The sequence below is a fragment of the Streptococcus oralis genome (assembly GCF_003942585.1).
GTDB classification, from domain to species: Bacteria; Bacillota; Bacilli; order Lactobacillales; family Streptococcaceae; genus Streptococcus; species Streptococcus oralis_BE.
In genome coordinates this window covers 364,171-389,690 of the sequence record NZ_RJNK01000002.1, presented here as the reverse complement: position 1 = coordinate 389,690, position 25,520 = coordinate 364,171, and the positions used below count along the sequence as shown (strand labels likewise).

The window sequence follows — 25,520 nt, the reverse complement described above, 5'->3', positions numbered from 1 at the left end:
TGCAACTAAAAAAGAAAAATATATTTATAGTCTTTATGTCTTTTTACTACAATTAATATTAGAAGAAATAATGTATTTGCTAGCCTTAGATGGTTACGGTTTGTCTAAATTTTTATTTCCTTTACTCATATTCGGTTACTTTGTTGGATTTCAGAAGTATGATAAGTCTAAGGGAGTTTTTATAAGCCTATTATTTTCTCTCTTATATCATAGTAGTAATAACTTTATATCGGTAACTTTATCATCTATAACAGGAGATGATATTGCATTAGAATATAATAATTATTTTATTATATTTGTACTTATTTTAACCTATTTGGTTATTAAAATTGTCATATCTTATTTCCATTTGGAGTTTAAATATTTTGACAAAGAATATCTCTATTCTTTTTTGAAAAAAGTGCTATATGCATTTATCTTCTTGCATATCGTCTCTTTTATTTCAGATATCGTGAGTACTATTTCTCATTTAAATAGTTTTGGAAGTATTTTATCAACCATTGTTTTTATTTGCTTGTTATTGATTTTCTTTGCAATGAATTCTTATAAGGTTCAAATTGAAAAAGAGATTGCCCTAAAGCAGAAGAAATTTGAACAAAAGCATTTACAGACTTATACTGATGAAATTGTCAAGTTGTATAATGAAATTCGAGGTTTTCGTCATGACTATGCAGGTATGCTTGTCAGCATGCAAATGGCAATTGACAGTGAAGATTTACAGGAAATTGACAGAGTTTACAATGAAGTATTAGTAAAAGCGAATCAAAAACTGCGTTCAGAAAAATATACTTACTTTGATTTGAACAATTTAGAAGATTCAGCTTTACGTAGTTTGATTGCTCAATCCATTGTTTATGCACGAAATAATGATGTAGAGTTTACATTGGAAGTAAAGGATGTTATTACTAGATTGTCAATGGATTTACTTGATCTTGTTCGCATCATGAGTATTCTCTTAAACAATGCTGTTGAAGGAGCCGCGGATAGTTACTTGAAACAAATGGAAGTTGCAGTCATTAAAATGGATTTTGAGACAGTTATAGTCATCCAGAATTCATGTAAAATCACTATGACGCCTTCAGAGGACTTATTTGCCTTAGGTTTCTCTACCAAGGGAAGAAATAGAGGTTTAGGGCTTAATAATGTCAAAGAGATTCTAGATAAATATGACAACATTATGTTAGAAACAGAGATGGAAGACAACACATTTAGACAAATTATTAGATTTAAGAGGGAATTCGAATGAAAGTATTAATTTTAGAAGATGTTATTGAGCATCAAGTGAGACTAGAGAGAATATTGAATGAAATCTCGGAGGAATCAAATATTCCTATTTCTTACAAGACAACAGGAAAAGTTCGTGAGTTTAAGGAATATATCGAAAATGATGAAGTAAATCAGCTTTATTTCCTAGATATCGATATTCACGGAATTGAGAAAAAGGGCTTTGAAGTGGCACAGTTTATCCGTCATCACAATCCTTATGCTATTATTGTCTTTATTACCAGTCGATCTGAATTTGCTACCTTAACGTACAAATACCAGGTATCAGCTCTAGATTTTGTAGACAAAGACATCAATGATGAATTGTTCAAAAAACGTATCGAGCAGAGTATTTTTTACACTAAGAGCATGCTGCTTGAAAACGAAGATGTTGTAGACTATTTTGATTACAACTATAAGGGAAATGATTTGAAAATCCCTTACCATGATATTTTGTATATCGAAACAACAGGTGTTTCTCATAAACTGCGGATTATTGGTAAGAATTTTGCCAAAGAGTTCTATGGAACCATGACAGATATTCAGGAAAAGGACAAACATACCCAGCGATTTTATTCTCCTCATAAATCTTTCCTAATCAATATTGGAAATGTTAGAGAAATTGATCGAAAGAATCTAGAAGTTGTCTTTTATGAAGATCATCGCTGCCCCATCACTCGTTTGAAAGTTCGTAAACTGAAAGATATTCTAGAGAAAAAAACTAAAAAGTGATTGACAATTAGTAAGAAATTGATATAATGGTTATATCTGCTACAGATAGATGGTCCGTTGGTCAAGGGGTTAAGACACCGCCTTTTCACGGCGGTAACACGGGTTCGAATCCCGTACGGACTATTTTATCCGCCATAGCTCAGTTGGTAGTAGCGCATGACTGTTAATCATGATGTCGTAGGTTCGAGTCCTACTGGCGGAGTCAGATAAAAAGAACACCATTGGTGTTCTTTTTTTAGTTTACATCACCTAACATTTTCATAAGGAAGTCTGTCATTTCTTGCGGACTTTCTTTTTTTCCGTGAGCAATCCAAGTCTGGCAAACACCAAATAGGGCATTTGTTAGATAAATGCTACTATATTCTAATTCAATTGGATTGAGTTGTAGTTTCATAAAGCGTTTCTGAAGGTCTGTGCTAAGCATAATGTGAAGCTTATTTCTCAAGAAATTTTGGATTTCTTTTGTACCATTTTCAGATAAGAGTGCAGCCAAAAGTGGTTCAGACTCTAAATATTCAAATACTTCTAAAATAGCATCTCTTTTATGATGGGCATGTTTTTGGAAAATATACTCAAAGGTATGAAAGAGCTTACTTTGGTAATGCTCAATCATATCATACTTATCCTTGTAGTGAGTGTAAAAGCTGGAACGACTAATTCCGGCTTTTTCTGCTAGCTTGACAGTAGAAATTTGATCAAAGGGTTGGTCCATCAATAATTGAACCATGGCATTTTCAATAATTCGTTTTGTTTTTAAACGTTTGTTACTTTCTTTCATAATTCCTCCTTGTATACAAAAATAGACTATATGTCTAAAAAATAATTTTTTACCTTGTAATTTAGATTTTTTGATGTATAATCTATTATATCAAAATTTTAGACAATATGTTTAAAAAAGGAGAAGATATGTTTAAAGAATGGAAAGCAATTTTTAAAAAACCAACCTTTATTATTGTCATGATAGGGATTTCTCTTATTCCAGCTCTGTACAATATCATATTTTTGTCATCAATGTGGGATCCATATGGGCAATTGTCTGACTTACCTGTGGCAGTTGTCAATAATGATAAAGAAGCTTCCTGTAACGGTAATACCATGGCTATAGGAAAAGACATGGTGTCAAATTTAAAAGAAAATAAAAGCTTAGATTTTCATTTCGTAGATGAAGATGAAGGAAAGAAGGGATTGGAAGATGGCAATTACTATATGGTAGTGACTTTACCAAGTGATTTATCTGAAAAAGCAGCTTCTATTTTAACGAATCATCCAGAGCAAATGCAAATCGATTATCAGACTTCAAGTGGTCATAGTTTTATTGCTAGCAAGATGAGCGATTCTGCGATGACACAATTGAAGCAGAATGTTTCTACAAATGTAACTGAGACCTATACTAAAGCTTTATTTAACAAGATGGTCGAATTAAAGGATGGTATGAGTCAAGCAGCTTCTGGTAGTGAAAAATTAACTGATGGAGCGAATCAGTTAGTGACAGGAAGTCAAACATTGACTACTAACCTACACTCTTTAGCAGATTCAAGTTTAACATTTTCAAATGGAACGGAGCAGTTTACCAAAGGATTATCTGCTTATGTTTCTGGTGTTGAACAACTTCATCTTGGCTTAGGGACTTTTAATAGTGGTTTAGTTACATATACTGGTGCAGTAAGTAAATTAGATAGCGGATTAGGTCAATTAGCTTCTAAAAGTCCTGAATTAGTAGGAGGAATCAATCAGTTATATACTGGTGTAGAGGCCTATACTGGCGGTGTTTCTCAGCTCAATACTGGTCTTAATCAATTTTCATCTGGTGTTAGTGCCTATACAAATGGAGTGGGAAATCTTGCAACAGGTGCGAATCAGTTATCTAGTCAATCAGCTACACTTCGAATGGGTGTGGAGCAATTAAGTGAAGGGATTCAACAACTTTCTAGCAAGTTAGATGCTTCGTCTGAGCAAAAAGATCAAATTGCTCAATTATCTTCTGGTCTGAATCAGTTAAATCAAGCTATTCAAAATATTGATGTTGGAGATACAAAACAATTAGATTCTGTTTTATCAAGTATAGTATCTCTTTCTAATCAAATGCTAGTAAGTGCTCAGTCTGAAAAAGCAGCTACATTAGCAAATATTCAATCGACAGCAGCTTATCAATCATTGACAAGTGAGCAACAAGCTGAGATAAGCGCTTCTGTATCTCAAAATTCGACTGATAGTATTCAATCGGCTCAGTCAATTATAGCTTTAGTACAAGGTTTACAGGGAAGTTTAGAAAACTTACAAAATCAATCTTCAAATCTTTCGACATTAAAAAATCAAGCCAATCAAGTATTACCTATTGCTTCTACTTCTTTGACAGGATTGTCAAGTGGATTAACAGAAATACAGGGAGCAGTGACGAGTAAATTAGTTCCTGCTAGTCAGTCGATTACATCAGGTGTAAATGCATATACTGCAGGTGTTGATAAAGTTTCTCAGGGCGCAAGTCAACTAAGTGAAAAAAACTCCACCTTGACAGGTAGTTTGGATCAACTAGTTTCAGGCTCAAATACCTTGACACAAAAATCGTCTAGCTTGACAGCAGGAGTTGGTCAATTAGTTGAAAAAACTCCAGAATTAGTATCTGGCATTGAAAAATTATCAACTGGCTCCAATCAATTGAATCAAAAGAGTCAAGAATTGATAGCAGGAGTTGATAAATTACAATCCGGATCTGGGCAATTAGCAGACAAATCCAGTCAGTTACTTTCAGGTGCTTCTCAATTAGAGAATGGAGCTAATAAATTGGCAGATGGTGCTGGAAAATTAGCAGAAGGTGGAACAACCTTAACCTCTAGTCTTGAAGATTTACAGACGGGAGTTGATTCATTAGGACAAGGATTAGGCAATGCGAATGATCAACTTAAATCAGCATCAACAGAATCTGAAAATGCAGAAACATTATCTAATCCTCTAGTTCTCTCAAAAACAGACAATGACCAGGTTCCTGTAAATGGGATTGCCATGGCTCCTTATATGATATCAGTTGCTCTTTTTGTTGCTGCTATATCTACCAATATGATTTTTGCTAAGTTGCCTTCTGGACGTCATCCAGAGAGTCGTTGGGCTTGGTTGAAGTCTCGCTCTGAAATAAATGGTATTATAGCTGTCTTAGCAGGTGTTTTAGTTTATGGAGGTGTCCATCTTATTGGATTGACTGCGAACCATGAGATGAGAACCTTGATTCTAATTATAATCACAAGTTTAGCTTTCATGTCTATGGTGACAGCTTTAACAACTTGGAATAGCCGTATTGGAGCTTTCTTCTCTCTTATTTTACTTTTATTACAGTTAGCATCAAGTGCAGGGACCTATCCCCTTGCTTTGACAAATGATTTCTTCAAAGGTGTCAATCCTTGGTTACCAATGAGTTATTCTGTATCAGGCTTACGACAAACAATCTCTATGACAGGAAATATTCATCATCAAGTGATTTTCCTTATTATAACTCTAGCTTTCTTTACTGCTTTAGGTATGCTAGCTTATCAACCTAAGAAAATGGAAGAAGATTAAAAAGATTGGCCAAGGAATTGGTCAATCTTTTTCTGTCTTAGATAAATTTCGTCTGTGATTATAGATCCCAAAAAGAAGAAGGGCAGTTAGTGAGCAGGCTGCTCCAATAACAAAACCATTGGGGATAAAGGAAAGTGTAATGGTGCCTTTTCCTTTTGGAACATCAACTTTCATAAAACCAGTCTGAGCCTGCTTGATTTCAAGTTTTTTCCCATCTTGGTATGCAGACCAACCTTTGTCATAAGGAATAGTGAAGAAAATAGAGGTATCTTGTTTAACTTCGTATGTAGCAAAGACTTTATTTTTAGAGGTGGATACTTCTACAGGTTGTTCTTTAATTTTTTGGATTGCTTCAGTAAGAGCCTGAGTATCTAAACGATAGAAGGTCGGTGATTCAAATGATACTTGAGAATTTCCAGGAAAACTAACACTGATATCGAAAGTTTTTTGTTCTTCAGTATAACCCAAATTAAAGAAATTAAATGCATTGTCAGTTGTAAAAGTCTTTTTTTCTCCATTGACAATGATGTCAACTTTCTTTTGCTTATCGTTTGTAAAATGAAGATTTGAAAAAGAGAGATAGACTTGACTATTTTGAGGAACCTCAATTTGATAATCAATCTTTGCATCTTCATTCGCAGAACCTGTGATGCTGGTTAAACCATCTGAAGTATCTGTTTTATCATATGCTATTTGGGAGAAGTAATCCAAGTTGAGATTAGCAAGCTGGTTTATAAATAAAGCCTGATTATCTAGAGTGTGATTGTTAAAGTTTACATCTGTGTAAATAGATTGAGTGGCAAAGGCAATGGGTAAAGAGAGTTGATTTTTATATAAGGTTAAATGATCCTTTTGATAAATCTCTTGAAAGCCATACTTATCAAGTGAAGTTTCAGAAATATTGTACTGGATTCCAAATAAACTGTCTGCTAAAAGACTGTTATTTGCATAACGAAGATTTAGATTGGTTCCAGAGGATTTGAATCCAAGTTTATCCAAACTAGTGCTAGCGGAACGATTTCGTACAGATGAAAATTGAGAGATTCCATTATAGTTAAATTTCATACTGTCATTTCCTGTCTGAATTTGTAGTTTTTCAGTACGTGTAAATGGATTGTCAATTTGGTTTAGAATGGATTCCATGGCGGTTACATCTCTATTATAGGCGCTACGAGAAGCAAAGGCCCATTCTTTAGCTATTCCTTCCATTTGAGATGAAGAATTTAAGCTTAACTCAGCTGTTATAAATAAAGACATAAGAATTGCAAATAGATTTACAGAGATAAATTTTCTAATGACTGCAAGAAGTAAAAGAGCATAAACTAGAAGAAATTCAAGAGTGAGTAGGATATTCAAATCAGTTAAAAAAGAATAATGTGATTTAAAGTATACAGTAGCCAGAAATCCTGTTAGTACAAGAAAAAGTGAGACAAATAGATTCCAGAGCTTCAGTTCTTTCAAGCGATTTAGTACTTCTGCTGCAGTATAAATTAACAGAGTGGAAAAAATCCAAGCATAGCGATGCAAAAACATATTTGGGGTATGCATCCCTTGCAAAAACAAATCAAGTGCTTCTATGTAAAAACTTGTTATTAAAAAAGTAAAGAAAATTGCATAGGTAAGTTTCACGTGAAACCTTATGGATTTTATTGTGAAAAATAGAATGGTTAAAATAAAGGGAAGCAATCCAACAAAAATCATTGGTATAGCTCCATACTTAGTTGTATCAAAAGATCCAATGAATTGTTTAGCAAAGAGATCAAGATACCAGCTACTTTCAGTTTGAAACTTTGTAACTTCAGTTAATTTTTCCCCATGTGTCTGTAAATCAAACAGAGTGGGAAGAGTCATAATCAAACTAGCCATTCCTGCTAAAAAGGAGGTAACAACAAAATCAAGAAAAGATGATTTTCGAGTTTTAAAGTCCCATGAAATTTGGCAGAGATACCAGAAAATAAGAAACAATGCTGTCATATATCCAAAATAATAGTTTTGAATAAACAAGATTGACAGACTTGTAAAGTATAGCAGGCGCTTCTTTTCCGTTATAAGCATGTGTAAGCCAGTTATAATTAAAGGAATCAAGATAAAAACATCTAGCCAGGTTTTTATCTCTAACTGACTAACAGTAAAGCTCATCAGAGCATAAGAAGTAGATTGGGCCAGTTTTAAAGATTTCGGAATATCTTTAAATAATCTATTTAGACTAAAGAAGGTTGACAGACCAATCAATCCAAATTTTAATAGAGTGGTCAGATAGACAGCATCTGGCATATTCGACAGATTAAAAAAGTAAACCAGAGGTGAAAGGAAGCTACCCAAGTAATAACTAGATAGAGCATAGAAATTCAGTCCGAGGCCACTTGTAAAAGTGTAAAACAAACTACCATTTCCATGTAGAATATTCCGTAAAGCCACATCAAAAATAACGTATTGATGAAAACCGTCTCCTAATAGTGGGGATGTATCGCTATTCCAGTAGATACCTTGAGATAGATATACTCCAGACATAATCACTACAGGAATGATGAAAGAAATAAAATAGGTTTGATATGTTTTAAAAAATGATTTCATGTTACCTCGTAGAATGATAGAAAACTCAGTTGGTTAACCAAACTGAGTTTTGAAGTCTTATTTAATCTTTCCAAAGTTCTTTAACTTTTGCTTGTACTTCTGCATTTTCTAGGAATTCATCGTAGGTTTCATCGATACGATCAATGACGCCATTTTTTGACAAAACAATGATATGGTTTGCCAAAGTTTGAATGAACTCGTGGTCATGGCTGGCAAAGATGATTGATTCTTTAAAGTTTTTCAATCCATCGTTCAAGCTTGAAATAGATTCCAAATCCAAGTGATTTGTTGGATCATCAAGTACAAGGACATTTGATTTCAAGAGCATAAGTTTTGAAAGCATGACACGTACTTTTTCTCCCCCTGACAAGACGTTTACAGGTTTGTTAACCTCATCACCAGAGAAGAGCATACGACCAAGGAAACCACGTAGGAAGGTATTGTCATCTTCTTCTTTACTTGCAAATTGACGCAACCAGTCAAGGATTGACTCTCCCCCTGCAAAATCAGCCGAGTTGTCTTTTGGCAAGTAAGAACGGCTAGTAGTAACTCCCCACTTGACAGTTCCTTCATAGTCGATGTCACCCATAATTGCACGAATTAATGCAGTCGTTTGGATGTCATTTTGTCCAATAAGAGCTGTCTTATCACCTGGACGCAAGATGAAACTAATATTATCTAGGATAGTTTCACCATCAATCTTTACAGTTAGATTTTCTACTGTCAAGAGATCATTACCAATCTCACGCTCTGCTTTAAAGTTGATAAATGGATATTTACGGCTAGATGGCACAATTTCTTCTAGTTCAATCTTGTCAAGCATTTTTTTACGAGACGTTGCCTGTCTTGACTTAGAAGCGTTGGCAGAGAATCGAGCAACGAATTCTTGTAATTGTTTAATTTTTTCTTCCGCTTTGGCATTGCGGTCTGCTAGCAATTTAGCAGCAAGCTCAGAAGATTCCTTCCAGAAGTCGTAGTTTCCGACATAGAGTTTGATTTTTCCAAAGTCAAGGTCAGCCATGTGGGTACATACTTTGTTTAAGAAGTGGCGGTCATGGGATACAACGATAACGGTGTTATCAAAGTCAATCAAGAAGTCTTCTAACCAAGTAATAGACTGGATATCAAGACCGTTGGTCGGCTCGTCCAAGAGAAGAACATCAGGTTTACCAAATAAGGCTTTAGCAAGGAGAACCTTCACTTTTTCACCATTGGCCAATTCGCTCATGTTTTGGTAGTGCAATTCTTCTGGAATATTTAGGTTTTGAAGTAGTTGAGATGCTTCGCTCTCTGCCTCCCAACCTCCAAGTTCGGCAAATTCACCTTCGAGTTCAGCTGCACGAACACCATCTTCATCGGAAAAATCTTCCTTCATGTAAATAGCATCTTTTTCCTTCATGATGCTATAAAGTTTTTCATTTCCCATAATGACGACATCAATAGCACGTTCATCTTCATAGTCAAAGTGATTTTGACGGAGGACAGAGAGACGTTCATCTGGACCAAGAGAGATGTGACCAGTTGTTGGCTCGATATCACCAGCTAAGATTTTTAAGAATGTAGACTTCCCAGCACCATTAGCACCAATTAATCCGTATGTATTTCCTTCTGTAAATTTGATATTGACATCATCAAAAAGTTTGCGATCACTAAAACGTAGTGAAACATCAGATACTGTAAGCAATGTTTTTCTCCTATAATATGTAATACATTTATTCTACTAGAAAAGAGAGAAATATTCAAATTTTTGTTTGTCAATTTTGTGTCAATTAAGTTTACAGGTTTATTTACAATGAGTTAGTTGTTTGATTTAAATAATTTTCTGTTATTTTAACAAAAAAATGCTATAATTGAAGAGACCATTTCGAAGGAGAAAAAAATGACGAAACCTATTATTTTAACAGGAGATCGCCCAACAGGAAAACTGCATATTGGACATTATGTTGGGAGTCTTAAAAATAGAGTATTGCTGCAGGAAGAAGACAAGTATGACATGTTTGTTTTTTTGGCGGACCAACAAGCCTTGACAGATCACGCCAAAGACCCTCAAACGATTGTAGAATCGATTGGTAATGTTGCCTTGGATTACCTAGCAGTTGGATTGGATCCAAGTAAATCAACCATCTTTATTCAAAGTCAGATTCCAGAGTTAGCTGAACTGTCTATGTACTATATGAATTTGGTGTCACTAGCACGTTTAGAGCGCAATCCTACAGTGAAAACAGAGATTGCTCAGAAAGGGTTTGGAGAAAGTATTCCGACAGGATTTTTGGTTTATCCGATTGCGCAAGCAGCAGATATTACTGCCTTCAAAGCTAATTATGTTCCTGTTGGGACAGATCAGAAACCAATGATTGAGCAAACTCGCGAGATTGTTCGTTCCTTCAATAATGCTTATAACTGTGATGTCTTGGTGGAACCGGAAGGTATTTATCCAGAAAATGAGAGAGCAGGGCGTTTGCCTGGTTTAGATGGAAATGCCAAGATGTCTAAATCCCTTAATAATGGTATTTATCTAGCTGATGATGCGGATACGTTGCGTAAAAAAGTCATGAGCATGTATACTGATCCGAACCATATTCGAGTCGAGGATCCAGGTAAGATTGAAGGAAATATGGTTTTCCATTATCTAGATGTGTTTGGTCGTCCTGAAGATGCTCAAGACATTGCAGAGATGAAAGAACACTATCAACATGGTGGTCTTGGCGATGTGAAGACGAAGCGTTATCTACTTGAAATACTCGAATGCGAACTTGGTCCTATTCGTGAGCGCCGTATCGAATTTGCTAAGGATATGGGAGAAGTGTACAATATGCTTCAAAAAGGTAGTGAGAAAGCGCGTGAGGTTGCGGGGCAAACTCTATCTGAAGTTAAGGGAGCAATGGGACTAAATTATTTTAAATTATAGATAAAATATGAATCGTAAAACTATCTCTTCCATAGGATCACAGGGATAGTTTTTTTATGATTTCTACCATAAATATAATTGACAAATTTTCATAGAATGGTATGATAGATACAATACAAAAAGAGTCAAGCTCAAAAAGAAAGAAAAGAGGAAACTTCAATGTCTAATTGGGATACTAAATTTTTAAAAAAAGGTTTTACCTTTGATGATGTATTGCTCATTCCAGCAGAAAGTCATGTGTTGCCTAATGATGCAGATTTAACAACAAAATTGGCAGATAATCTGACTTTAAATATCCCAATTATAACAGCCGCCATGGATACAGTCACAGAAAGTCAAATGGCTATTGCCATTGCTCGTGCGGGTGGTCTTGGAGTAATCCATAAAAATATGTCTATTGCGCAACAGGCAGATGAAGTTCGCAAGGTAAAACGTTCTGAAAATGGTGTTATTATTGATCCATTCTTCTTGACTCCAGAACACACTATTGCTGAAGCAGATGAACTGATGGGACGTTACCGTATCAGTGGTGTTCCAGTTGTGGAAACACTTGAAAATCGTAAATTGGTTGGTATTTTAACAAACCGAGATCTTCGCTTTATTTCAGACTACAATCAGCCAATCTCAAACCATATGACTAGTGAAAATCTTGTTACTGCTCCTGTTGGTACAGACCTTGCAACAGCTGAAAGCATTCTTCAAGAACACCGTATTGAAAAACTTCCTTTGGTTGATGAAGAAGGTCGTCTTTCTGGTTTGATTACTATCAAAGATATTGAAAAAGTGATTGAGTTTCCAAATGCTGCTAAAGATGAGTTTGGTCGTCTCTTAGTTGCAGGTGCAGTAGGTGTTACTTCAGATACATTTGAACGTGCCGAAGCCCTTTTTGAAGCAGGAGCGGATGCCATTGTTATTGATACTGCCCATGGTCACTCTGCTGGTGTTCTACGTAAAATCGCTGAAATTCGTGCTCACTTCCCAGACCGCACTTTGATTGCTGGAAATATTGCCACTGCAGAAGGTGCGCGTGCTCTTTATGATGCAGGTGTAGATGTTGTCAAAGTCGGTATTGGACCAGGTTCTATCTGTACTACTCGTGTGATTGCAGGGGTTGGTGTCCCACAAGTGACAGCAATCTATGATGCAGCAGCAGTTGCGCGTGAATATGGAAAAACAATCATTGCTGATGGTGGAATCAAGTATTCTGGAGATATTGTAAAAGCCCTTGCTGCAGGTGGAAATGCGGTTATGCTTGGATCAATGTTTGCTGGAACAGACGAAGCACCAGGTGAAACGGAAATCTTCCAAGGACGTAAGTTTAAAACTTACCGTGGTATGGGATCAATCGCTGCAATGAAGAAAGGTTCAAGTGACCGTTACTTCCAAGGTTCTGTCAATGAAGCAAACAAACTTGTTCCAGAAGGAATTGAAGGTCGTGTTGCCTATAAAGGCGCAGCAGCTGATATTGTCTTCCAAATGATTGGTGGTATTCGCTCTGGTATGGGTTACTGTGGCGCAGCTAACCTTAAAGAATTGCACGACAACGCTCAATTTATTGAAATGTCTGGGGCTGGTCTAAAAGAAAGCCATCCTCATGATGTACAAATCACTAATGAAGCGCCAAACTACTCTATGTAAGAAGTAAAAAAGAACTCCTGAATTTCAGGAGTTCTTTTTGTTTACAAAGTTGTCAATTTAGATTTACAGATACTTTACCATTTTGGATATTGAAGATACTAAGATTTTCAGGCAAGTTTTGTAAGTGGTCTAAACTTGTTGTTGTGATAAATGTTTGGATAGAGTGAGAAATAGTTTCTAGTAATTTTAGTTGCCGTGTATTGTCAAGTTCGCTCATAACATCATCAAGCAGTAGTATCGGAGACTCGTTTGTAATACTTTCCATTAGCTCAATCTCTGCTAGTTTGATAGAAAGTACTAGACTACGATGTTGACCTTGACTTCCAAAACTAGCATCCATACCATTGATATAAAAAGAAATATCATCTCGATGAGGGCCAACACCAGTATTCTTTTTAAATAAGTCTCTTGATCTACTTTTTTCTAAAGCCATTTTAAAAGAATCCATTAACAGTTCTTCATCAGTAAAGTTGACAGATGATTGATAAGATATTGACAGTTCTTCTAATTGATTTGAAATTTCTAAGTGTTTTTTTTGACCAAATGTCTCTAGGTCTTTAATGAATTTTATCCGATGCTTTATAACGCGACAACCATACTCTACCAACTGATCATCTAAGACTGACAGAAATGTTTCATCAATCTTATGGCTAGATTTTAGGTAGGTATTTCTTTGCTTGAGTATATGGTTATAGTTTGACAGGTCTGACAAGTAGATTGGTTTAATTTGTCCCAGTTCTATATCTATAAACTTTCGACGAACGGAGGGCGCTCCTTTAATTAACTGGAGATCTTCAGGTGCGAAGAGAACCACATTCATATGTCCGATATAGTCTGAGAGGCGAGCTTGTTTTAAGTGATTGACTTTAGTCACACGCCCTTTTGGTGTTAAATCAATTTCTAGAGGGATAGAGCCTGTTTTTTTCTGTAGTAAGCCAGAAAGATGGAGTTGTTCTTCATCAAAATGAATGAGATTTTTATCTGTTCGAGTACGATGACTACGTGTTAAGGCCAAGAAATAGATTGCTTCTAGAATATTGGTCTTTCCTTGTGCATTTTGACCTAGAAAGACGTTTAATTTTGGATTAAAATCAATTTTCGTCTCTTTGTAGTTTCGAAAGGTTTTTATTGTTAAATGTTGGAGCCACATGATTATCTTCCTGGAAAACGTGGAGCTTGTTTGGTTTTAGGTGATAAAGTAGTTTTTTGTTTTTCTTTCTTTACACCCTTATTCATCTCTTTGACAAGTTTAGCAATCCGCTCTTTTTCAATCTTATCTGCTTGGTATTCTTCTTGCTCTTTTAAACTTGGTTGTGTCAATGTGATGTCAATCTTTAAATCAGGGATGTCAATTGTATCTCCAATACGGATTTTTTTCCCACGTCTACTTTCTAATTCACCATTAAAGTAAACTTGATGTTCCATTAAAAAGGATTTAATAGCACCACCGCTCTGTATAATTCCAAGCTCTTTTAGAAGGGCTTGGAGCGTAATAAATTCTTCAAATAATTTGTATTCCATAATTCACCTCAATCTTTGGTATTATACCATATTTTCCCTGAAATAACTGAAGGAAAGTCAGTCAAAATGAAAACGATTTTACTTTTGAAAGCTATAAAGAGAACAAGAAAAATTTTGATTTTCGTGGTATAATAGAACTCTATATGTAAGGAGGTAAGGTATGGAGTTGGTGCCTGGAATTTCAGCACATTTTGTTCAATCCAAAAAGTTTAAAACAAATAAAATTACTGTTCGTTTTACTGCTCCTTTATCTCTTGAGACAATAGCAGGACGCATGTTAAGTGCAAGTATGTTGGAAACTGCCAATAAAGCTCACCCAACATCACAAGCATTTCGCAGATACTTGGCAAGTTTATATGGAACAGATATTTCCACAAGTGCTTTTCGTAGGGGACAGGTACATATTCTTGACCTAACATTTACCTATGTGAGGGATGATTTTTTAAGTAAAAAGAATGTCTTGACTTCTCAAATTTTTGAACTGGTAAGCCAGACTTTATTTGCTCCCTTAGTTCAAGATGGTGCTTTTGAGCCAGCCTTATTTAAAATTGAAAAAAAACAATTATTGGCTAGTTTAGCTACTGATATGGATGATTCATTTTATTTTGCTCATAAGGAGTTGGATAGCTTGTTCTTCCGTGATGAGCGTCTTCAATTGAGATACAGTGATTTACGAAATCGCATTTCAAATGAGTCTCCGGAAAGTAGCTACACTTGCTTTCAAGATGCTCTGAAAAATGATCGAATTGATTTCTTTTTCTTGGGTGATTTTAATGAAGTAGAAGTGAAGGAGTGGTTGAGGTCATTCTCCTTTACTGGGCGTCAAATCGATGTCAAGCCTCAGTACAAGCAACCATATTCAAATGTCCTTCGGGAAGGAATGATTCGTAAGAATGTGGGCCAATCCGTTTTGGAATTGGCTTACCATTGTTCTACGAGCTATGGAGACAAGCATCATTTGGCCATGGTAGTAATGAATGGTCTGTTAGGTGGTTTTGCTCACTCTAAGCTTTTTACGAATGTTCGGGAAAATGCTGGTCTAGCCTACACTATCTCCAGTCAATTGGATTTGTTTAGTAGTCAATTGAGGATGTATGCTGGTATTGATCGGGAAAATCGCAATCAAGCTAGAAAGTTGATGAATCATCAATTACTTGAACTAAAAAAAGGTAATTTTACAGATTTGGAGATTGAACAGACCAGGGAGATGATTCGCAGAACTTTATTGCTTGCGCAAGATAGTCAGAGCTCACTAATCGAGCGAGTTTACTTGAAAAGTTTGTTAGGGAAATCTACATCAGATTTTGACAATTGGATTGAAAAATTAAATCAAGTTGATAAAGAAGCTATCTGCAAAGCATCAAATAGTGTCCGGTTACAAGCGATATACTTTATGGAAGGAATAGAATGACACCAGTTACCTTTGAAGAAAAATACTATCCTGCTGTAAAGGAGACGGTTTATCAGACTCGTCTATCAAATGGATTGACAGTTTCTCTCCTTCCTAAGAAACAATTTAATGAAGTTTACGGAGTTGTAACAGTTCGATTTGGATCAGTAGACACAAGTTTTACACTATCTAAAAAAGGTTTACAGTGTCATCCAGCTGGAATTGCACATTTTCTTGAACACAAACTATTTGAGAGAGAAAATGCTGAAGATATTATGGAGTCTTTTACACGCTTGGGAGCTGATAGCAATGCTTTTACAAGTTTTACAAAGACGAGTTATTTGTTTTCAACAATAGATCATTTATCAGAAAATTTGGATTTGCTTGAAGAATTGGTAACAGTTGCTCATTTTACAGAAGAGTCAGTTGAGAGGGAAAGGGAAATTATCCAACAGGAACGTGAGATGTACCAAGACGATCCAGATTCGCGTCTGTTTTTTGCAACCTTAGCAAATCTTTATCCCAATACTCCTCTGGCAGCGGATATTGTTGGAAGTGAAAAATCAATTAACAATATTCAGCTAAATGACTTAAAAAATAACTTTACAGCCTTTTACAAACCTGTCAATATGTCTTTGTTTTTAGTTGGGAATTTTGATGTAGATACAGTTGAGAACTATTTTTCGCAAAAGAAACTTAGAAATTTGGAAGACATGGTAGTAAGGAAGGAGCGGCTTACTTTACAAGCTGTCAAAGAAACAGACAGTCTCCGGATGGAGGTTTCTTCTCCAAAACTTGCTGTTGGAATTAGGGGAGTAGGTGAGGTGGCAGTAGAAGATTGCTACCGTTATAATGTTTTGCTAAAATTATTGTTTACGATGCTGTTTGGTTGGACTTCTGAGCGATTTCAAAAGTTATATGAGATAGGGAAGTTGGATGCCTCGCTGTCCTTAGAGGTAGAAGTGAATAGCCGCTTTCATTTTGTGATGTTGACGATGGAAACGAAAGAACCTGTTTCTTTGTCTCATCAATTTCGAAAGGCTATTCGCAACTTTACGAAAGATTCAGATCTTACAGAGGAACATCTCGATCTTGTTAAGAGTGAGATGTTTGGGGAATTTTTCAGCAGTATGAACTCCTTGGAGTTTATTGCGACACAGTATGAACCAGTCGACAGAGGAGAAACTATTTTTGATTTACCAAAAATTTTACAAGAAATTACTTTAGACGATGTTCTTGAAGCAGGTCATCGTTTGATAGATGATGGTGATCTAGTTGATTTTACAATCTTTCCAGCTTAAAAGATAAGTAACCCTAGAAAGAAGGAATGGTACGTATGAGAAAAAAAACAATTGGTGAGGTTCTGCGTTTAGCTAGAATTAACCAGGGATTGAGTTTAGAAGAATTGCAGGAAAAAACTGAAATTCAGTTGCATTTTCTAGAAGCTATGGAGGCAGATGATTTTGATCAACTTCCTAGTCCATTTTATGCTCGTTCTTTTTTAAGAAAATATGCCTGGGCGGTTGAATTGGACGAGCGAATCATTTTGGATGCCTACGATTCAGGCAGTATGATTACCTACGAAGAGGTAGATGTCGATGAAGAAGACTTGTATGGTCGCAGACGATCAAATAAGAAAAAAACGTCTTATCTTCCCTTGTTTTATTTCGTTCTATTTGCTTTGTCAATTTTAATTTTTGTGACTTACTATGTATGGAACTACATCCAAACTCAGCCAAGTCCTTCTTCAGCTAATTATAGTGTTGTTAGCTTGACTAGTTCAACAACCTCATCTAGTTCATCTTCTATTAGTCAGACATCTAACTCGTCTTCTACTACGGAATCAACTATTACAGTGTCAGGCGAAGGAAACCGCATTGAAGCTCGGTATAAAACGAGTAAGGAAAACGCTACTGTTCAACTGGCAGTATCAGATGCAACTAGTTGGGTAAGTGTTTCAGGAAGTGAGCTGGAGGGTGGTGTGACACTATCCGCAGACAATAAGAATGCAAAAACAACAGTTTCAACTAAGAATCCCGTTACTATTACTTTAGGTGTAGTGAAGGGAGTTACTGTGACTGTGGACAATCAAACGATTGATACTTCGAAGCTGACAACTCAGACTGGAACTGTAACACTTACATTTACTACAGATTAAGGAAAAATCAATGAAAAAAGAACAAATTCCTAATGTATTAACTATTGGTAGAATTCTCTTTATACCTCTCTTTATTCTTATTTTGACTTTGGGCCATTCACAAGGCAGTCATTTGCTGGCAGCGATCATCTTTGCAGTTGCTAGTATAACGGATTATCTTGATGGCTACCTTGCTCGTAAATGGAATGTAGTCAGCAATTTTGGAAAGTTTGCTGATCCGATGGCCGATAAGCTGTTGGTTATGTCAGCTTTTATCATGTTGATTGAGTTAGGTATGGCTCCAGCTTGGGTTGTTGCTATTATCATCTGTCGTGAACTTGCGGTGACAGGCTTGCGTTTGTTGCTTGTTGAGACGGGAGGGACAGTTCTAGCAGCAGCGATGCCAGGGAAAATCAAGACCTTTAGTCAGATGTTTGCCATTATCTTTTTGCTCTTACATTGGAATTTAATTGGTCAGCTGCTGCTTTATATAGCTTTGTTTTTCACTATCTACTCTGGTTATGATTATTTCAAGGGTAGCGCTCATGTATTCAAAGGGACATTTGGTTCGAAATGAAATCGATTATTGAAGTAAAAGATCTGTCTTTTCGTTACAAGGAAGATCAGGATCATTATGATGTTAATAATGTCTCGTTTCACGTGAAACGGGGAGAATGGCTTTCGATTGTAGGTCATAATGGGAGTGGGAAGTCAACAACTATCCGTTTGATTGATGGCTTGCTTGAAGCAGAGTCTGGAGAGATCTGGATAGATGGCAAATTGCTGTCCTCTGAGAATGTTTGGGACTTGCGTCGTCAAATTGGTATGGTTTTTCAAAATCCAGATAACCAATTTGTGGGTGCGACTGTTGAAGATGATGTTGCCTTTGGCCTAGAAAATCAGGGACTTCCTCGTGAAGAAATGAAAAAGAGAGTGGCTGAATCTTTAGAGTTGGTAGGCATGCTGGACTTTAAGAAGAGAGAACCAGCTCGTTTGTCTGGTGGACAAAAACAACGGGTGGCTATTGCAGGAGTTGTTGCCTTGAGACCTGCTATTTTAATTCTGGACGAGGCTACAAGTATGTTGGATCCCGAGGGACGCAGAGAACTGATTCAGACAGTTCAAGAGATTCGAAAAGACCACCAGATGACAGTCGTCTCCATTACACATGACTTAGAGGAAGTTGCGATGAGTGACCGTGTCTTGGTCATGAAAAAAGGCCAAGTGGAGTCAACCAGCAGTCCAAGAGAACTTTTTTCTCGAGATGACCTTGACCAAATAGGGTTAGATGAGCCTTTTACTAATCAATTGAGAGAATCTTTGAGAGAGACTGGTTATCAGTTGCCGGATGGCTATTTGACAGAAGGAGAGCTAGAGGACAAGTTATGGGAATTACTCTAGAAAATGTGAGCTTTACCTATCAAGAGGGGACTCCCCTATCTTCATCAGCCTTGACTGATGTTTCTTTGACGATTGAGGATGGTTCCTATACAGCTTTAGTAGGGCACACAGGTAGTGGGAAATCAACGATTTTACAGCTTTTAAATGGCCTATTGGTACCAAGTAAGGGTTCTGTTCAAGTTTTTGATACCGTCATTACCTCTACATCAACCAATAAAGAAATTCGTCAGATTCGAAAGCAGGTTGGTCTAGTGTTTCAATTTGCTGAAAATCAAATTTTTGAAGAGACTGTTTTGAAAGATGTTGCGTTTGGACCGCAAAATTTTGGAGTTTCTGAGGAAGAGGCCAAGAAAGTTGCGCGTGAAAAGTTAGCCTTGGTAGGCATCGATGAGTCACTCTTTGAGCGCAGTCCTTTTGAACTTTCGGGTGGCCAGATGAGACGTGTGGCTATAGCAGGTATGCTAGCTATGGAGCCAACTGTCTTGGTTTTGGATGAGCCAACAGCAGGGCTAGATCCTCTGGGCAGAAAAGAATTGATGACCCTGTTTAAAAAACTTCACCTTGCTGGAATGACAATCGTTTTGGTAACGCATTTGATGGATGATGTAGCTGAGTATGCTGATCAGGTCTACGTTATGGAAAAGGGACGTTTGGTCAAAAGTGGTAAACCAAGTGATGTCTTCCAAGATGTAGCCTCTATGGAAAATGTACAGTTAGGTGTGCCTAAAATCACAGCCTTTTGTAAACGTTTGGCAGATAGGGGTGTAGCTTTTAAAAAACTGCCAATCAAGATAGAGGAGTTTAAGGAGTCGCTAAATGGATAGTATGATTTTAGGGCGTTATATACCGGGGGATTCCATCATTCATCGCTTGGATCCCCGTAGTAAATTGCTCGCTATGATCCTGCTGATTTTGATTGTATTTTGGGCCAATAATCCCTTCACTAATCTCATTCTGTTTGTAGCGACAGGTATATTTATCGCTTTGTCGGGTGTTTCTCTCTCATTTTTCGTTCAGGGATTAAAATCCATGTTCTTCCTGATTGCTTTCACGACTCTTTTTCAGCTCTTTTTCATTTCAAGTGGAAATGTCTTATTTGAGTTTTCTTTTATAAGAATAACGGATTATGCTTTGCAGCAAGCAGGGATTATTTTCTGTCGTTTTGTGTTGATTATTTTCTTTTCAACTTTGCTAACCTTAACGACCATGCCTTTGAGCCTGGCAGCTGCAGTTGAATCTCTTTTAGCACCGTTGAAACGCGTGAAAGTTCCCGTTCATGAAATTGGTCTGATGTTATCAATGAGTTTGCGTTTTGTTCCAACCTTGATGGATGACACGACGAGAATTATGAATGCTCAAAAAGCTCGTGGAGTTGACTTTGGCGAGGGAAGCATCGTTCAAAAAGTAAAGGCTGTGATTCCAATTTTAATTCCTCTTTTTGCGACGAGCTTAAAGCGTGCAGATTCATTGGCAATAGCCATGGAAGCGCGTGGTTATCAGGGAGGAAAGGGTAGAAGTCAGTATAGACAGTTGAGATGGAGTCAAAAGGATACACTGGCGATTCTTGTGATTCTGGTGCTGGGATGTCTCTTATTTTTCTTAAAATCTTAGTGGATTTGTAAGATTGATAAAAAATCACAGTAGTAGATCTTTAGTAAAAAGGTAGGAATATGAACCGTTTTAAAAAATCAAAATATCTAATCATCGTTTTTGTCACAGTTCTGGCAGTTTCTGTACTATTAGTGACAACCTATTCAAGTGCTATTGTGACAAAACTAGGAGATGGGATTTCCTTAGTAGATAGAATTGTTCAAAAACCTTTTCAGTGGTTTGATACTTTCAAATCAGATTTGGGACATTTGACGCGGACTTACAATGAAAACGAAAGTCTAAAAAAACAGCTCTATCAACTAGAGGTAGAATCTAATCAATCAGAAAGTTTAAAAAATGAAAATGAACAACTACGTCAGTTGCTAGAGATGAAGTCAAAATTACAGGCTACAAAAACCTTAGCAGCAGATGTGATTATGCGAGCTCCAGTGTCTTGGAAGCAAGAGTTAACAATTGATGCGGGAAGTTCAAAAGGAGTTTCTGAAAATATGTTGGTCATCGCTAATGGTGGATTGGTTGGTAGTGTTTCAAAAGTAGAGGAGCATTCAACAACGGTCAACTTATTGACAAACACTGAAAATTCCGACAAAATTTCCGTTAAAATCCTGCATGGTTCTACTGAAATATACGGAATCATCGTTGGTTATGATAAGGAGTCTGAACTGCTTAAAATCAGTCAATTGAATAGTAATAGTGATATCAGTGCTGGAGACAAGGTGACTACAGGGGGGCTTGGAAACTTTAATGTTAAGGATATTCCTGTTGGAGAGGTTGTTGCTACAACTCATAGCAGTGATTATCTAACACGAGAGGTAACAGTAAAGTTAAGTGCTGATACTAAAGATCTTCATGTGGTAGAGTTAGTGGGGAATTAACAATGAGACTGTTAAAACAAGTTGGTATTTTCTTTTTACTTCCTTTTCTTGTGCTAATTGATGCACATATTGGCCAATTAGTAGAATCCTTTTATCCACATTTTCACTTAGCCAGTCATTTCCTGTTTTTATTTCTCTTGTTTGAGACAATTGAGGTATCAGAATACTTCTATCTAGCTTATTGCTGTATAGTAGGTTTGGTGTACGATATCTATTTTTTCCACTTGATAGGAATTTCGACACTTTTATTTATCTTGATAGGTGCCTCACTTCACAAGTTTAATAGTGTGACTTTGTTGAACCGTTGGACGAGAATGTTAACAATAGTTGTGATGAGCTTCCTATTTGATATGGGTAGTTATCTTCTGGCCCTTGCTATGGGACTGACAGTAGAATCAATGCCAGTTTTCATTGTCTACAGTCTTGTCCCATCAATGATTTTAAACTTCTTATGGATGGCGATTTTCCAATACATTTTTGAAAAATATTATCTATGAGAAAGAAATATAAATGTAACAAAGGCGTAATATTTATTATGTCTTTTTTTGGTATACTAGTAATGTCTCAAATAGAAGGAGTATCGACAGAATATGAAGAAAAAAATCTTAGCGTCACTTTTGTTAAGTACAGTATTGGTCTCACAAACGGCAGTATTGACAACTGTTCGTGCAGAAACAACTGATGAAAAAATTGCTGCTCAAGATAATAAAATTAGCAGTTTAACAGAGCAACAACAAGAAGCTCAAAAGCAAGTGGATCAAATCCAAGGTCAAGTTTCAACAATTCAAGCAGAGCAAGCAAGCTTGCAAGCTGAAAACGAAAAATTACAAGCTGAATCTAAAAAACTTGAAGGAGAAATTACAGAGCTTTCTAAAAATATCGTGGCTCGTAATGCTTCTTTAGAAAAACAAGCACGTAGCGCACAGACAAATGGAGCTGCGACTAGCTACATTAATACAATTGTAAACTCAAAATCAATCACAGAAGCCATTTCGCGTGTTGCTGCAATGAGCGAGATTGTATCGGCTAACAACAAAATGTTGGAGCAACAAAAGGCTGATAAAAAAGCAATTTCTGATAAACAAGTAGCCAATAATGAAGCAATCAATACAGTTATTGCTAACCAACAAAAACTGGCTGATGATGCGCAGGCATTGACAACTAAGCAAGCTGAGTTGAAGGTTGCAGAGTTGAATCTTGCTGCTGAAAAAGCTACTGCAGAAGGTGAAAAAGCTAGTTTGCTAGAGAAGAAAGCAGCAGCAGAGGCAGAAGCGCGTGCGGCTGCAGAAGCTGAAGCAGCTTACAGAGCACGTCAAACAAGTCAACAGCAGTCAGTTGTTGCTTCTGGAAACACAAGTTTCTCAGCTCAAGTACAGGCAACATCAACAACTGACGATGAGGATTCAAGCTACACTCCAGCACCTGCGCCAGCGCCTGCTAGACAACGCCCAACTTACAGCTCAAATGCTTCAAGTTATCCAACTGGTGAATGTACTTGGGGAGCTAAAACATTGGCACCTTGGGCTGGAGATTACTGGGGCAACGGAGCTCAGTGGGCAACAAGTGCAGCTGCAGCAGGATTCCGTACAGGTTCAACTCCACAAGTTGGTGCGATTGCATGTTGGAATGATGGTGGTTATGGACACGTAGCGGTTGTTACAGCAGTTTCATCATCAACTCGTATTCAAGTATCAGAATCAAACTACGGTGGAGATCGTACAATCGGAAACAAACGTGGATGGTTCAACCCAACTACAACTTCTGAAGGTTACGTAACATACATCTATCCAAACTAATGTATAAAACGAAGAGACTCAATCGAGTCTCTTTTAATGTTTTTATCCGAAAGTCCTACTAAAATTCTACTAAATAGCTTGAAAATACTGTTGAAATATGATAGAATAAAACTTGTCGTGTAAACGATAATACTCATTCTTGATGAATTGTGAAACTGTTGCCCTTGGGTCGTTTTGCAAGTTGAAATCAAGAAGAGGAAAAAACAAAAAGGAGAAATACTCATGGCAGTAATTTCAATGAAACAACTTCTTGAGGCTGGTGTACACTTTGGTCACCAAACTCGTCGCTGGAACCCTAAGATGGCTAAGTACATCTTCACTGAGCGTAACGGAATCCACGTTATCGACTTGCAACAAACTGTAAAATACGCTGACCAAGCATATGACTTTATGCGTGATGCAGCAGCTAACGATGCAGTTGTATTGTTTGTTGGTACTAAGAAACAAGCTGCTGACGCTGTTGCTGAAGAAGCTGTACGTTCAGGTCAATACTACATCAACCACCGTTGGTTGGGTGGAACTCTTACTAACTGGGGAACTATCCAAAAACGTATTGCTCGTTTGAAAGAAATCAAACGTATGGAAGAGGAAGGGATCTTCGACGTTCTTCCTAAGAAAGAAGTTGCACTTCTTAACAAACAACGTGCACGTCTTGAAAAATTCTTGGGTGGTATCGAAGACATGCCTCGTATCCCAGATGTAATGTACGTAGTTGACCCACATAAAGAGCAAATCGCTGTTAAAGAAGCTAAAAAATTGGGTATCCCAGTTGTAGCGATGGTTGACACAAACACTGATCCAGACGATATCGATGTAATCATCCCAGCTAACGATGACGCTATCCGCGCTGTTAAATTGATCACAGCTAAATTGGCAGACGCTATCATCGAAGGACGTCAAGGTGAAGATGCAGCAGCAGTTGAAGCAGAATTTGCAGCTTCAGAAGCTCAAGCAGACTCAATCGAAGAAATCGTTGAAGTTGTAGAAGGCGACAACGCTTAATTCATATAAATAGTAATTACCTAGGAGGGCGGGGCTTAGCCCGGCTCTCCTATTTTTAAAAAATATAGGAGAATCAAAATGGCAGAAATTACAGCTAAACTCGTAAAAGAGTTGCGTGAAAAATCTGGTGCTGGTGTTATGGACGCTAAAAAAGCGCTTGTAGAAACAGACGGTGACATCGAAAAAGCGATTGAATTGCTTCGTGAAAAAGGTATGGCGAAAGCTGCTAAGAAAGCTGATCGTGTTGCTGCAGAAGGTTTGACTGGTGTTTATGTTAACGGTAACGTTGCAGCAGTAATTGAAGTAAACGCTGAAACTGACTTCGTTGCTAAAAATGCTCAATTCGTTGACTTGGTAAACGCTACAGCTAAAGTAATTGCTGAAGGAAAGCCAGCTAACAATGAAGAAGCTCTTGCTTTGACAATGCCTTCAGGTGAAACTCTTGAAGCAGCGTATGTATCTGCAACAGCAACTATCGGAGAAAAAATCTCATTCCGTCGTTTTGCTTTAATCGAAAAAACAGATGCACAACACTTTGGAGCTTACCAACACAACGGTGGCCGTATCGGTGTTATATCAGTTATCGAAGGTGGAGACGAAGCTCTTGCTAAACAATTGTCAATGCACATTGCAGCGATGAAACCAACAGTTCTTTCTTACAAAGAATTGGATGCTCAATTCGTTAAAGATGAGTTGGCACAATTGAACCACGTAATTGACCAAGACAACGAAAGTCGTGCAATGGTTAACAAACCAGCTCTTCCACACTTGAAATATGGATCAAAAGCACAATTGACTGATGAAGTAATCGCTCAAGCAGAAGCTGACATCAAAGCTGAGTTGGCTGCAGAAGGCAAACCAGAAAAAATCTGGGACAAAATCATCCCAGGTAAAATGGATCGCTTCATGCTTGACAATACTAAAGTTGACCAAGCATACACACTTCTTGCACAAGTCTACATCATGGATGACAGCAAGACAGTTGAAGCTTACCTTGAATCAGTAAATGCTTCAGTAGTTGAGTTCGCTCGCTTTGAAGTTGGTGAAGGTATCGAGAAAGCTGCAAATGACTTCGAAGCTGAAGTTGCAGCTACAATGGCAGCAGCCTTGAATAACTAATTAA

General features: G+C 37.1%; 22 protein-coding genes and 2 tRNA genes. 19 read left to right on the top strand and 5 right to left on the bottom strand.

The window, feature by feature from the left end; all coding sequences use genetic code 11:
* From D8862_RS05520 to D8862_RS05505, 4 genes are all read left to right on the top strand, one after another.
* A partial coding sequence (locus tag D8862_RS05520) for a GHKL domain-containing protein (RefSeq protein ID WP_125449147.1) occupies positions 1–1,246 on the top strand: 1,246 nt, incomplete at its 5' end.
* A complete protein-coding gene (gene comE / locus D8862_RS05515; protein WP_000866081.1) occupies positions 1,243–1,995 on the top strand; it encodes a competence system response regulator transcription factor ComE in 753 nt (250 codons plus the stop codon). The genes D8862_RS05520 and comE, both read left to right, overlap by 4 nt.
* Positions 1,996–2,046: 51 nt before the next feature.
* Positions 2,047–2,118 (top strand) — tRNA-Glu (locus tag D8862_RS05510).
* Positions 2,119–2,123: 5 nt separating this feature from the next.
* Positions 2,124–2,197 (top strand) — tRNA-Asn (locus D8862_RS05505).
* A gap of 33 nt (positions 2,198–2,230) precedes the next feature.
* Here D8862_RS05505 and D8862_RS05500 read toward each other — a convergent pair.
* Positions 2,231–2,773 carry a TetR/AcrR family transcriptional regulator gene (locus tag D8862_RS05500; RefSeq protein WP_038804778.1) on the bottom strand — a complete coding sequence of 181 codons (543 nt, stop codon included), beginning with the start codon at positions 2,771–2,773 and terminating at the stop codon, positions 2,231–2,233.
* Between the two features lie 128 nt (positions 2,774–2,901).
* On the opposite strand from D8862_RS05500, the gene D8862_RS05495 reads away from it, so the two are divergent.
* Positions 2,902–5,544 (top strand): YhgE/Pip domain-containing protein, encoded by a 2,643-nt coding sequence (locus D8862_RS05495; protein WP_125449145.1) that lies wholly within the window; start codon positions 2,902–2,904, stop codon positions 5,542–5,544.
* 21 nt (positions 5,545–5,565) lie between these two features.
* On the opposite strand, the gene D8862_RS05490 is transcribed toward D8862_RS05495, so the two are convergent.
* A complete protein-coding gene (locus tag D8862_RS05490; protein ID WP_038804776.1) occupies positions 5,566–8,118 on the bottom strand; it encodes a YfhO family protein in 2,553 nt (850 codons plus the stop codon).
* A gap of 61 nt (positions 8,119–8,179) precedes the next feature.
* Positions 8,180–9,802, bottom strand: coding sequence for an ATP-binding cassette domain-containing protein (locus tag D8862_RS05485; RefSeq protein WP_000958774.1), 1,623 nt, complete (start codon positions 9,800–9,802; stop codon positions 8,180–8,182).
* 195 nt (positions 9,803–9,997) lie between these two features.
* On the opposite strand from D8862_RS05485, the gene trpS reads away from it, so the two are divergent.
* Both trpS and guaB read left to right on the top strand, forming a co-directional pair.
* Positions 9,998–11,026, top strand: coding sequence for a tryptophan--tRNA ligase (gene trpS / locus D8862_RS05480; RefSeq protein ID WP_038804775.1), 1,029 nt, complete (start codon positions 9,998–10,000; stop codon positions 11,024–11,026).
* Between the two features lie 159 nt (positions 11,027–11,185).
* Entirely contained in the window at positions 11,186–12,664 is a 1,479-nt protein-coding gene (gene guaB, locus D8862_RS05475; RefSeq protein ID WP_000073416.1) for an IMP dehydrogenase, read from the top strand.
* A gap of 52 nt (positions 12,665–12,716) precedes the next feature.
* Here the strand turns inward: guaB and recF are convergent, their stop codons facing one another.
* Both recF and yaaA read right to left on the bottom strand, forming a co-directional pair.
* Positions 12,717–13,814, bottom strand: a complete 1,098-nt coding sequence (gene recF, locus D8862_RS05470) for a DNA replication/repair protein RecF (protein WP_125449143.1) — start codon at positions 13,812–13,814, stop codon at positions 12,717–12,719.
* Positions 13,815–13,816: 2 nt separating this feature from the next.
* On the bottom strand, positions 13,817–14,185 hold the full coding sequence (gene yaaA, locus D8862_RS05465) for a S4 domain-containing protein YaaA (RefSeq protein WP_125449141.1): 369 nt from the start codon (positions 14,183–14,185) through the stop codon (positions 13,817–13,819).
* Positions 14,186–14,345: 160 nt separating this feature from the next.
* Between yaaA and yfmF the strand changes: the two genes are divergently transcribed.
* The 12 genes from yfmF to tsf all read left to right on the top strand — a co-directional run bounded on the left by yfmF (position 14,346) and on the right by tsf (position 25,516).
* On the top strand, positions 14,346–15,596 hold the full coding sequence (gene yfmF / locus D8862_RS05460) for an EF-P 5-aminopentanol modification-associated protein YfmF (protein WP_125449139.1): 1,251 nt from the start codon (positions 14,346–14,348) through the stop codon (positions 15,594–15,596).
* A complete protein-coding gene (gene yfmH, locus D8862_RS05455; protein ID WP_125449137.1) occupies positions 15,593–16,876 on the top strand; it encodes an EF-P 5-aminopentanol modification-associated protein YfmH in 1,284 nt (427 codons plus the stop codon). Before yfmF ends, yfmH begins: the two co-directional genes overlap by 4 nt.
* A gap of 35 nt (positions 16,877–16,911) precedes the next feature.
* A complete protein-coding gene (rodZ, locus tag D8862_RS05450; RefSeq protein WP_185760839.1) occupies positions 16,912–17,733 on the top strand; it encodes a cytoskeleton protein RodZ in 822 nt (273 codons plus the stop codon).
* Between the two features lie 10 nt (positions 17,734–17,743).
* Positions 17,744–18,289, top strand: coding sequence for a CDP-diacylglycerol--glycerol-3-phosphate 3-phosphatidyltransferase (gene pgsA / locus D8862_RS05445; RefSeq protein WP_000712149.1), 546 nt, complete (start codon positions 17,744–17,746; stop codon positions 18,287–18,289).
* Positions 18,286–19,113 carry an energy-coupling factor ABC transporter ATP-binding protein gene (locus D8862_RS05440; RefSeq protein WP_125449133.1) on the top strand — a complete coding sequence of 276 codons (828 nt, stop codon included), beginning with the start codon at positions 18,286–18,288 and terminating at the stop codon, positions 19,111–19,113. The genes pgsA and D8862_RS05440 overlap by 4 nt, the downstream gene beginning before the upstream one ends.
* Complete coding sequence (locus tag D8862_RS05435; protein ID WP_125449131.1) at positions 19,098–19,937, top strand: energy-coupling factor transporter ATPase; 840 nt, start codon at positions 19,098–19,100, stop codon at positions 19,935–19,937. Before D8862_RS05440 ends, D8862_RS05435 begins: the two co-directional genes overlap by 16 nt.
* A complete protein-coding gene (locus tag D8862_RS05430; RefSeq protein WP_125449129.1) occupies positions 19,930–20,724 on the top strand; it encodes an energy-coupling factor transporter transmembrane component T family protein in 795 nt (264 codons plus the stop codon). Before D8862_RS05435 ends, D8862_RS05430 begins: the two co-directional genes overlap by 8 nt.
* Before the next feature lie 59 nt (positions 20,725–20,783).
* A complete protein-coding gene (gene mreC, locus D8862_RS05425; RefSeq protein WP_125449127.1) occupies positions 20,784–21,599 on the top strand; it encodes a rod shape-determining protein MreC in 816 nt (271 codons plus the stop codon).
* A gap of 2 nt (positions 21,600–21,601) precedes the next feature.
* Entirely contained in the window at positions 21,602–22,096 is a 495-nt protein-coding gene (gene mreD, locus D8862_RS05420; protein WP_125399218.1) for a rod shape-determining protein MreD, read from the top strand.
* 93 nt (positions 22,097–22,189) lie between these two features.
* The gene (pcsB, locus tag D8862_RS05415; RefSeq protein ID WP_125449125.1) at positions 22,190–23,395 is read left to right on the top strand and encodes a peptidoglycan hydrolase PcsB; all 1,206 of its coding nucleotides are present in this window, start codon (positions 22,190–22,192) and stop codon (positions 23,393–23,395) included.
* Between the two features lie 222 nt (positions 23,396–23,617).
* The gene (gene rpsB / locus D8862_RS05405) at positions 23,618–24,397 is read left to right on the top strand and encodes a 30S ribosomal protein S2 (RefSeq protein ID WP_002876048.1); all 780 of its coding nucleotides are present in this window, start codon (positions 23,618–23,620) and stop codon (positions 24,395–24,397) included.
* Between the two features lie 78 nt (positions 24,398–24,475).
* Positions 24,476–25,516, top strand: a complete 1,041-nt coding sequence (tsf, locus tag D8862_RS05400) for a translation elongation factor Ts (protein WP_084974703.1) — start codon at positions 24,476–24,478, stop codon at positions 25,514–25,516.
* Positions 25,517–25,520 lie beyond the last annotated feature (4 nt).

What these genes read in the sequence shown, in the direction of transcription:
- comE (WP_000866081.1), top strand. Translation starts at nt 1,243, where the DNA reads ATGAAAGTATTAATTTTAGAAGATGTTATTGAGCATCAAGTGAGACTA.
- D8862_RS05500 (WP_038804778.1), bottom strand. Translation starts at nt 2,773, where the DNA reads ATGAAAGAAAGTAACAAACGTTTAAAAACAAAACGAATTATTGAAAAT.
- D8862_RS05495 (WP_125449145.1), top strand. Translation starts at nt 2,902, where the DNA reads ATGTTTAAAGAATGGAAAGCAATTTTTAAAAAACCAACCTTTATTATT.
- D8862_RS05490 (WP_038804776.1), bottom strand. Translation starts at nt 8,118, where the DNA reads ATGAAATCATTTTTTAAAACATATCAAACCTATTTTATTTCTTTCATC.
- trpS (WP_038804775.1), top strand. Translation starts at nt 9,998, where the DNA reads ATGACGAAACCTATTATTTTAACAGGAGATCGCCCAACAGGAAAACTG.
- guaB (WP_000073416.1), top strand. Translation starts at nt 11,186, where the DNA reads ATGTCTAATTGGGATACTAAATTTTTAAAAAAAGGTTTTACCTTTGAT.
- recF (WP_125449143.1), bottom strand. Translation starts at nt 13,814, where the DNA reads ATGTGGCTCCAACATTTAACAATAAAAACCTTTCGAAACTACAAAGAG.
- yaaA (WP_125449141.1), bottom strand. Translation starts at nt 14,185, where the DNA reads ATGGAATACAAATTATTTGAAGAATTTATTACGCTCCAAGCCCTTCTA.
- yfmF (WP_125449139.1), top strand. Translation starts at nt 14,346, where the DNA reads ATGGAGTTGGTGCCTGGAATTTCAGCACATTTTGTTCAATCCAAAAAG.
- yfmH (WP_125449137.1), top strand. Translation starts at nt 15,593, where the DNA reads ATGACACCAGTTACCTTTGAAGAAAAATACTATCCTGCTGTAAAGGAG.
- rodZ (WP_185760839.1), top strand. Translation starts at nt 16,912, where the DNA reads ATGAGAAAAAAAACAATTGGTGAGGTTCTGCGTTTAGCTAGAATTAAC.
- pgsA (WP_000712149.1), top strand. Translation starts at nt 17,744, where the DNA reads ATGAAAAAAGAACAAATTCCTAATGTATTAACTATTGGTAGAATTCTC.
- D8862_RS05440 (WP_125449133.1), top strand. Translation starts at nt 18,286, where the DNA reads ATGAAATCGATTATTGAAGTAAAAGATCTGTCTTTTCGTTACAAGGAA.
- D8862_RS05435 (WP_125449131.1), top strand. Translation starts at nt 19,098, where the DNA reads ATGGGAATTACTCTAGAAAATGTGAGCTTTACCTATCAAGAGGGGACT.
- D8862_RS05430 (WP_125449129.1), top strand. Translation starts at nt 19,930, where the DNA reads ATGGATAGTATGATTTTAGGGCGTTATATACCGGGGGATTCCATCATT.
- mreC (WP_125449127.1), top strand. Translation starts at nt 20,784, where the DNA reads ATGAACCGTTTTAAAAAATCAAAATATCTAATCATCGTTTTTGTCACA.
- mreD (WP_125399218.1), top strand. Translation starts at nt 21,602, where the DNA reads ATGAGACTGTTAAAACAAGTTGGTATTTTCTTTTTACTTCCTTTTCTT.
- pcsB (WP_125449125.1), top strand. Translation starts at nt 22,190, where the DNA reads ATGAAGAAAAAAATCTTAGCGTCACTTTTGTTAAGTACAGTATTGGTC.
- rpsB (WP_002876048.1), top strand. Translation starts at nt 23,618, where the DNA reads ATGGCAGTAATTTCAATGAAACAACTTCTTGAGGCTGGTGTACACTTT.
- tsf (WP_084974703.1), top strand. Translation starts at nt 24,476, where the DNA reads ATGGCAGAAATTACAGCTAAACTCGTAAAAGAGTTGCGTGAAAAATCT.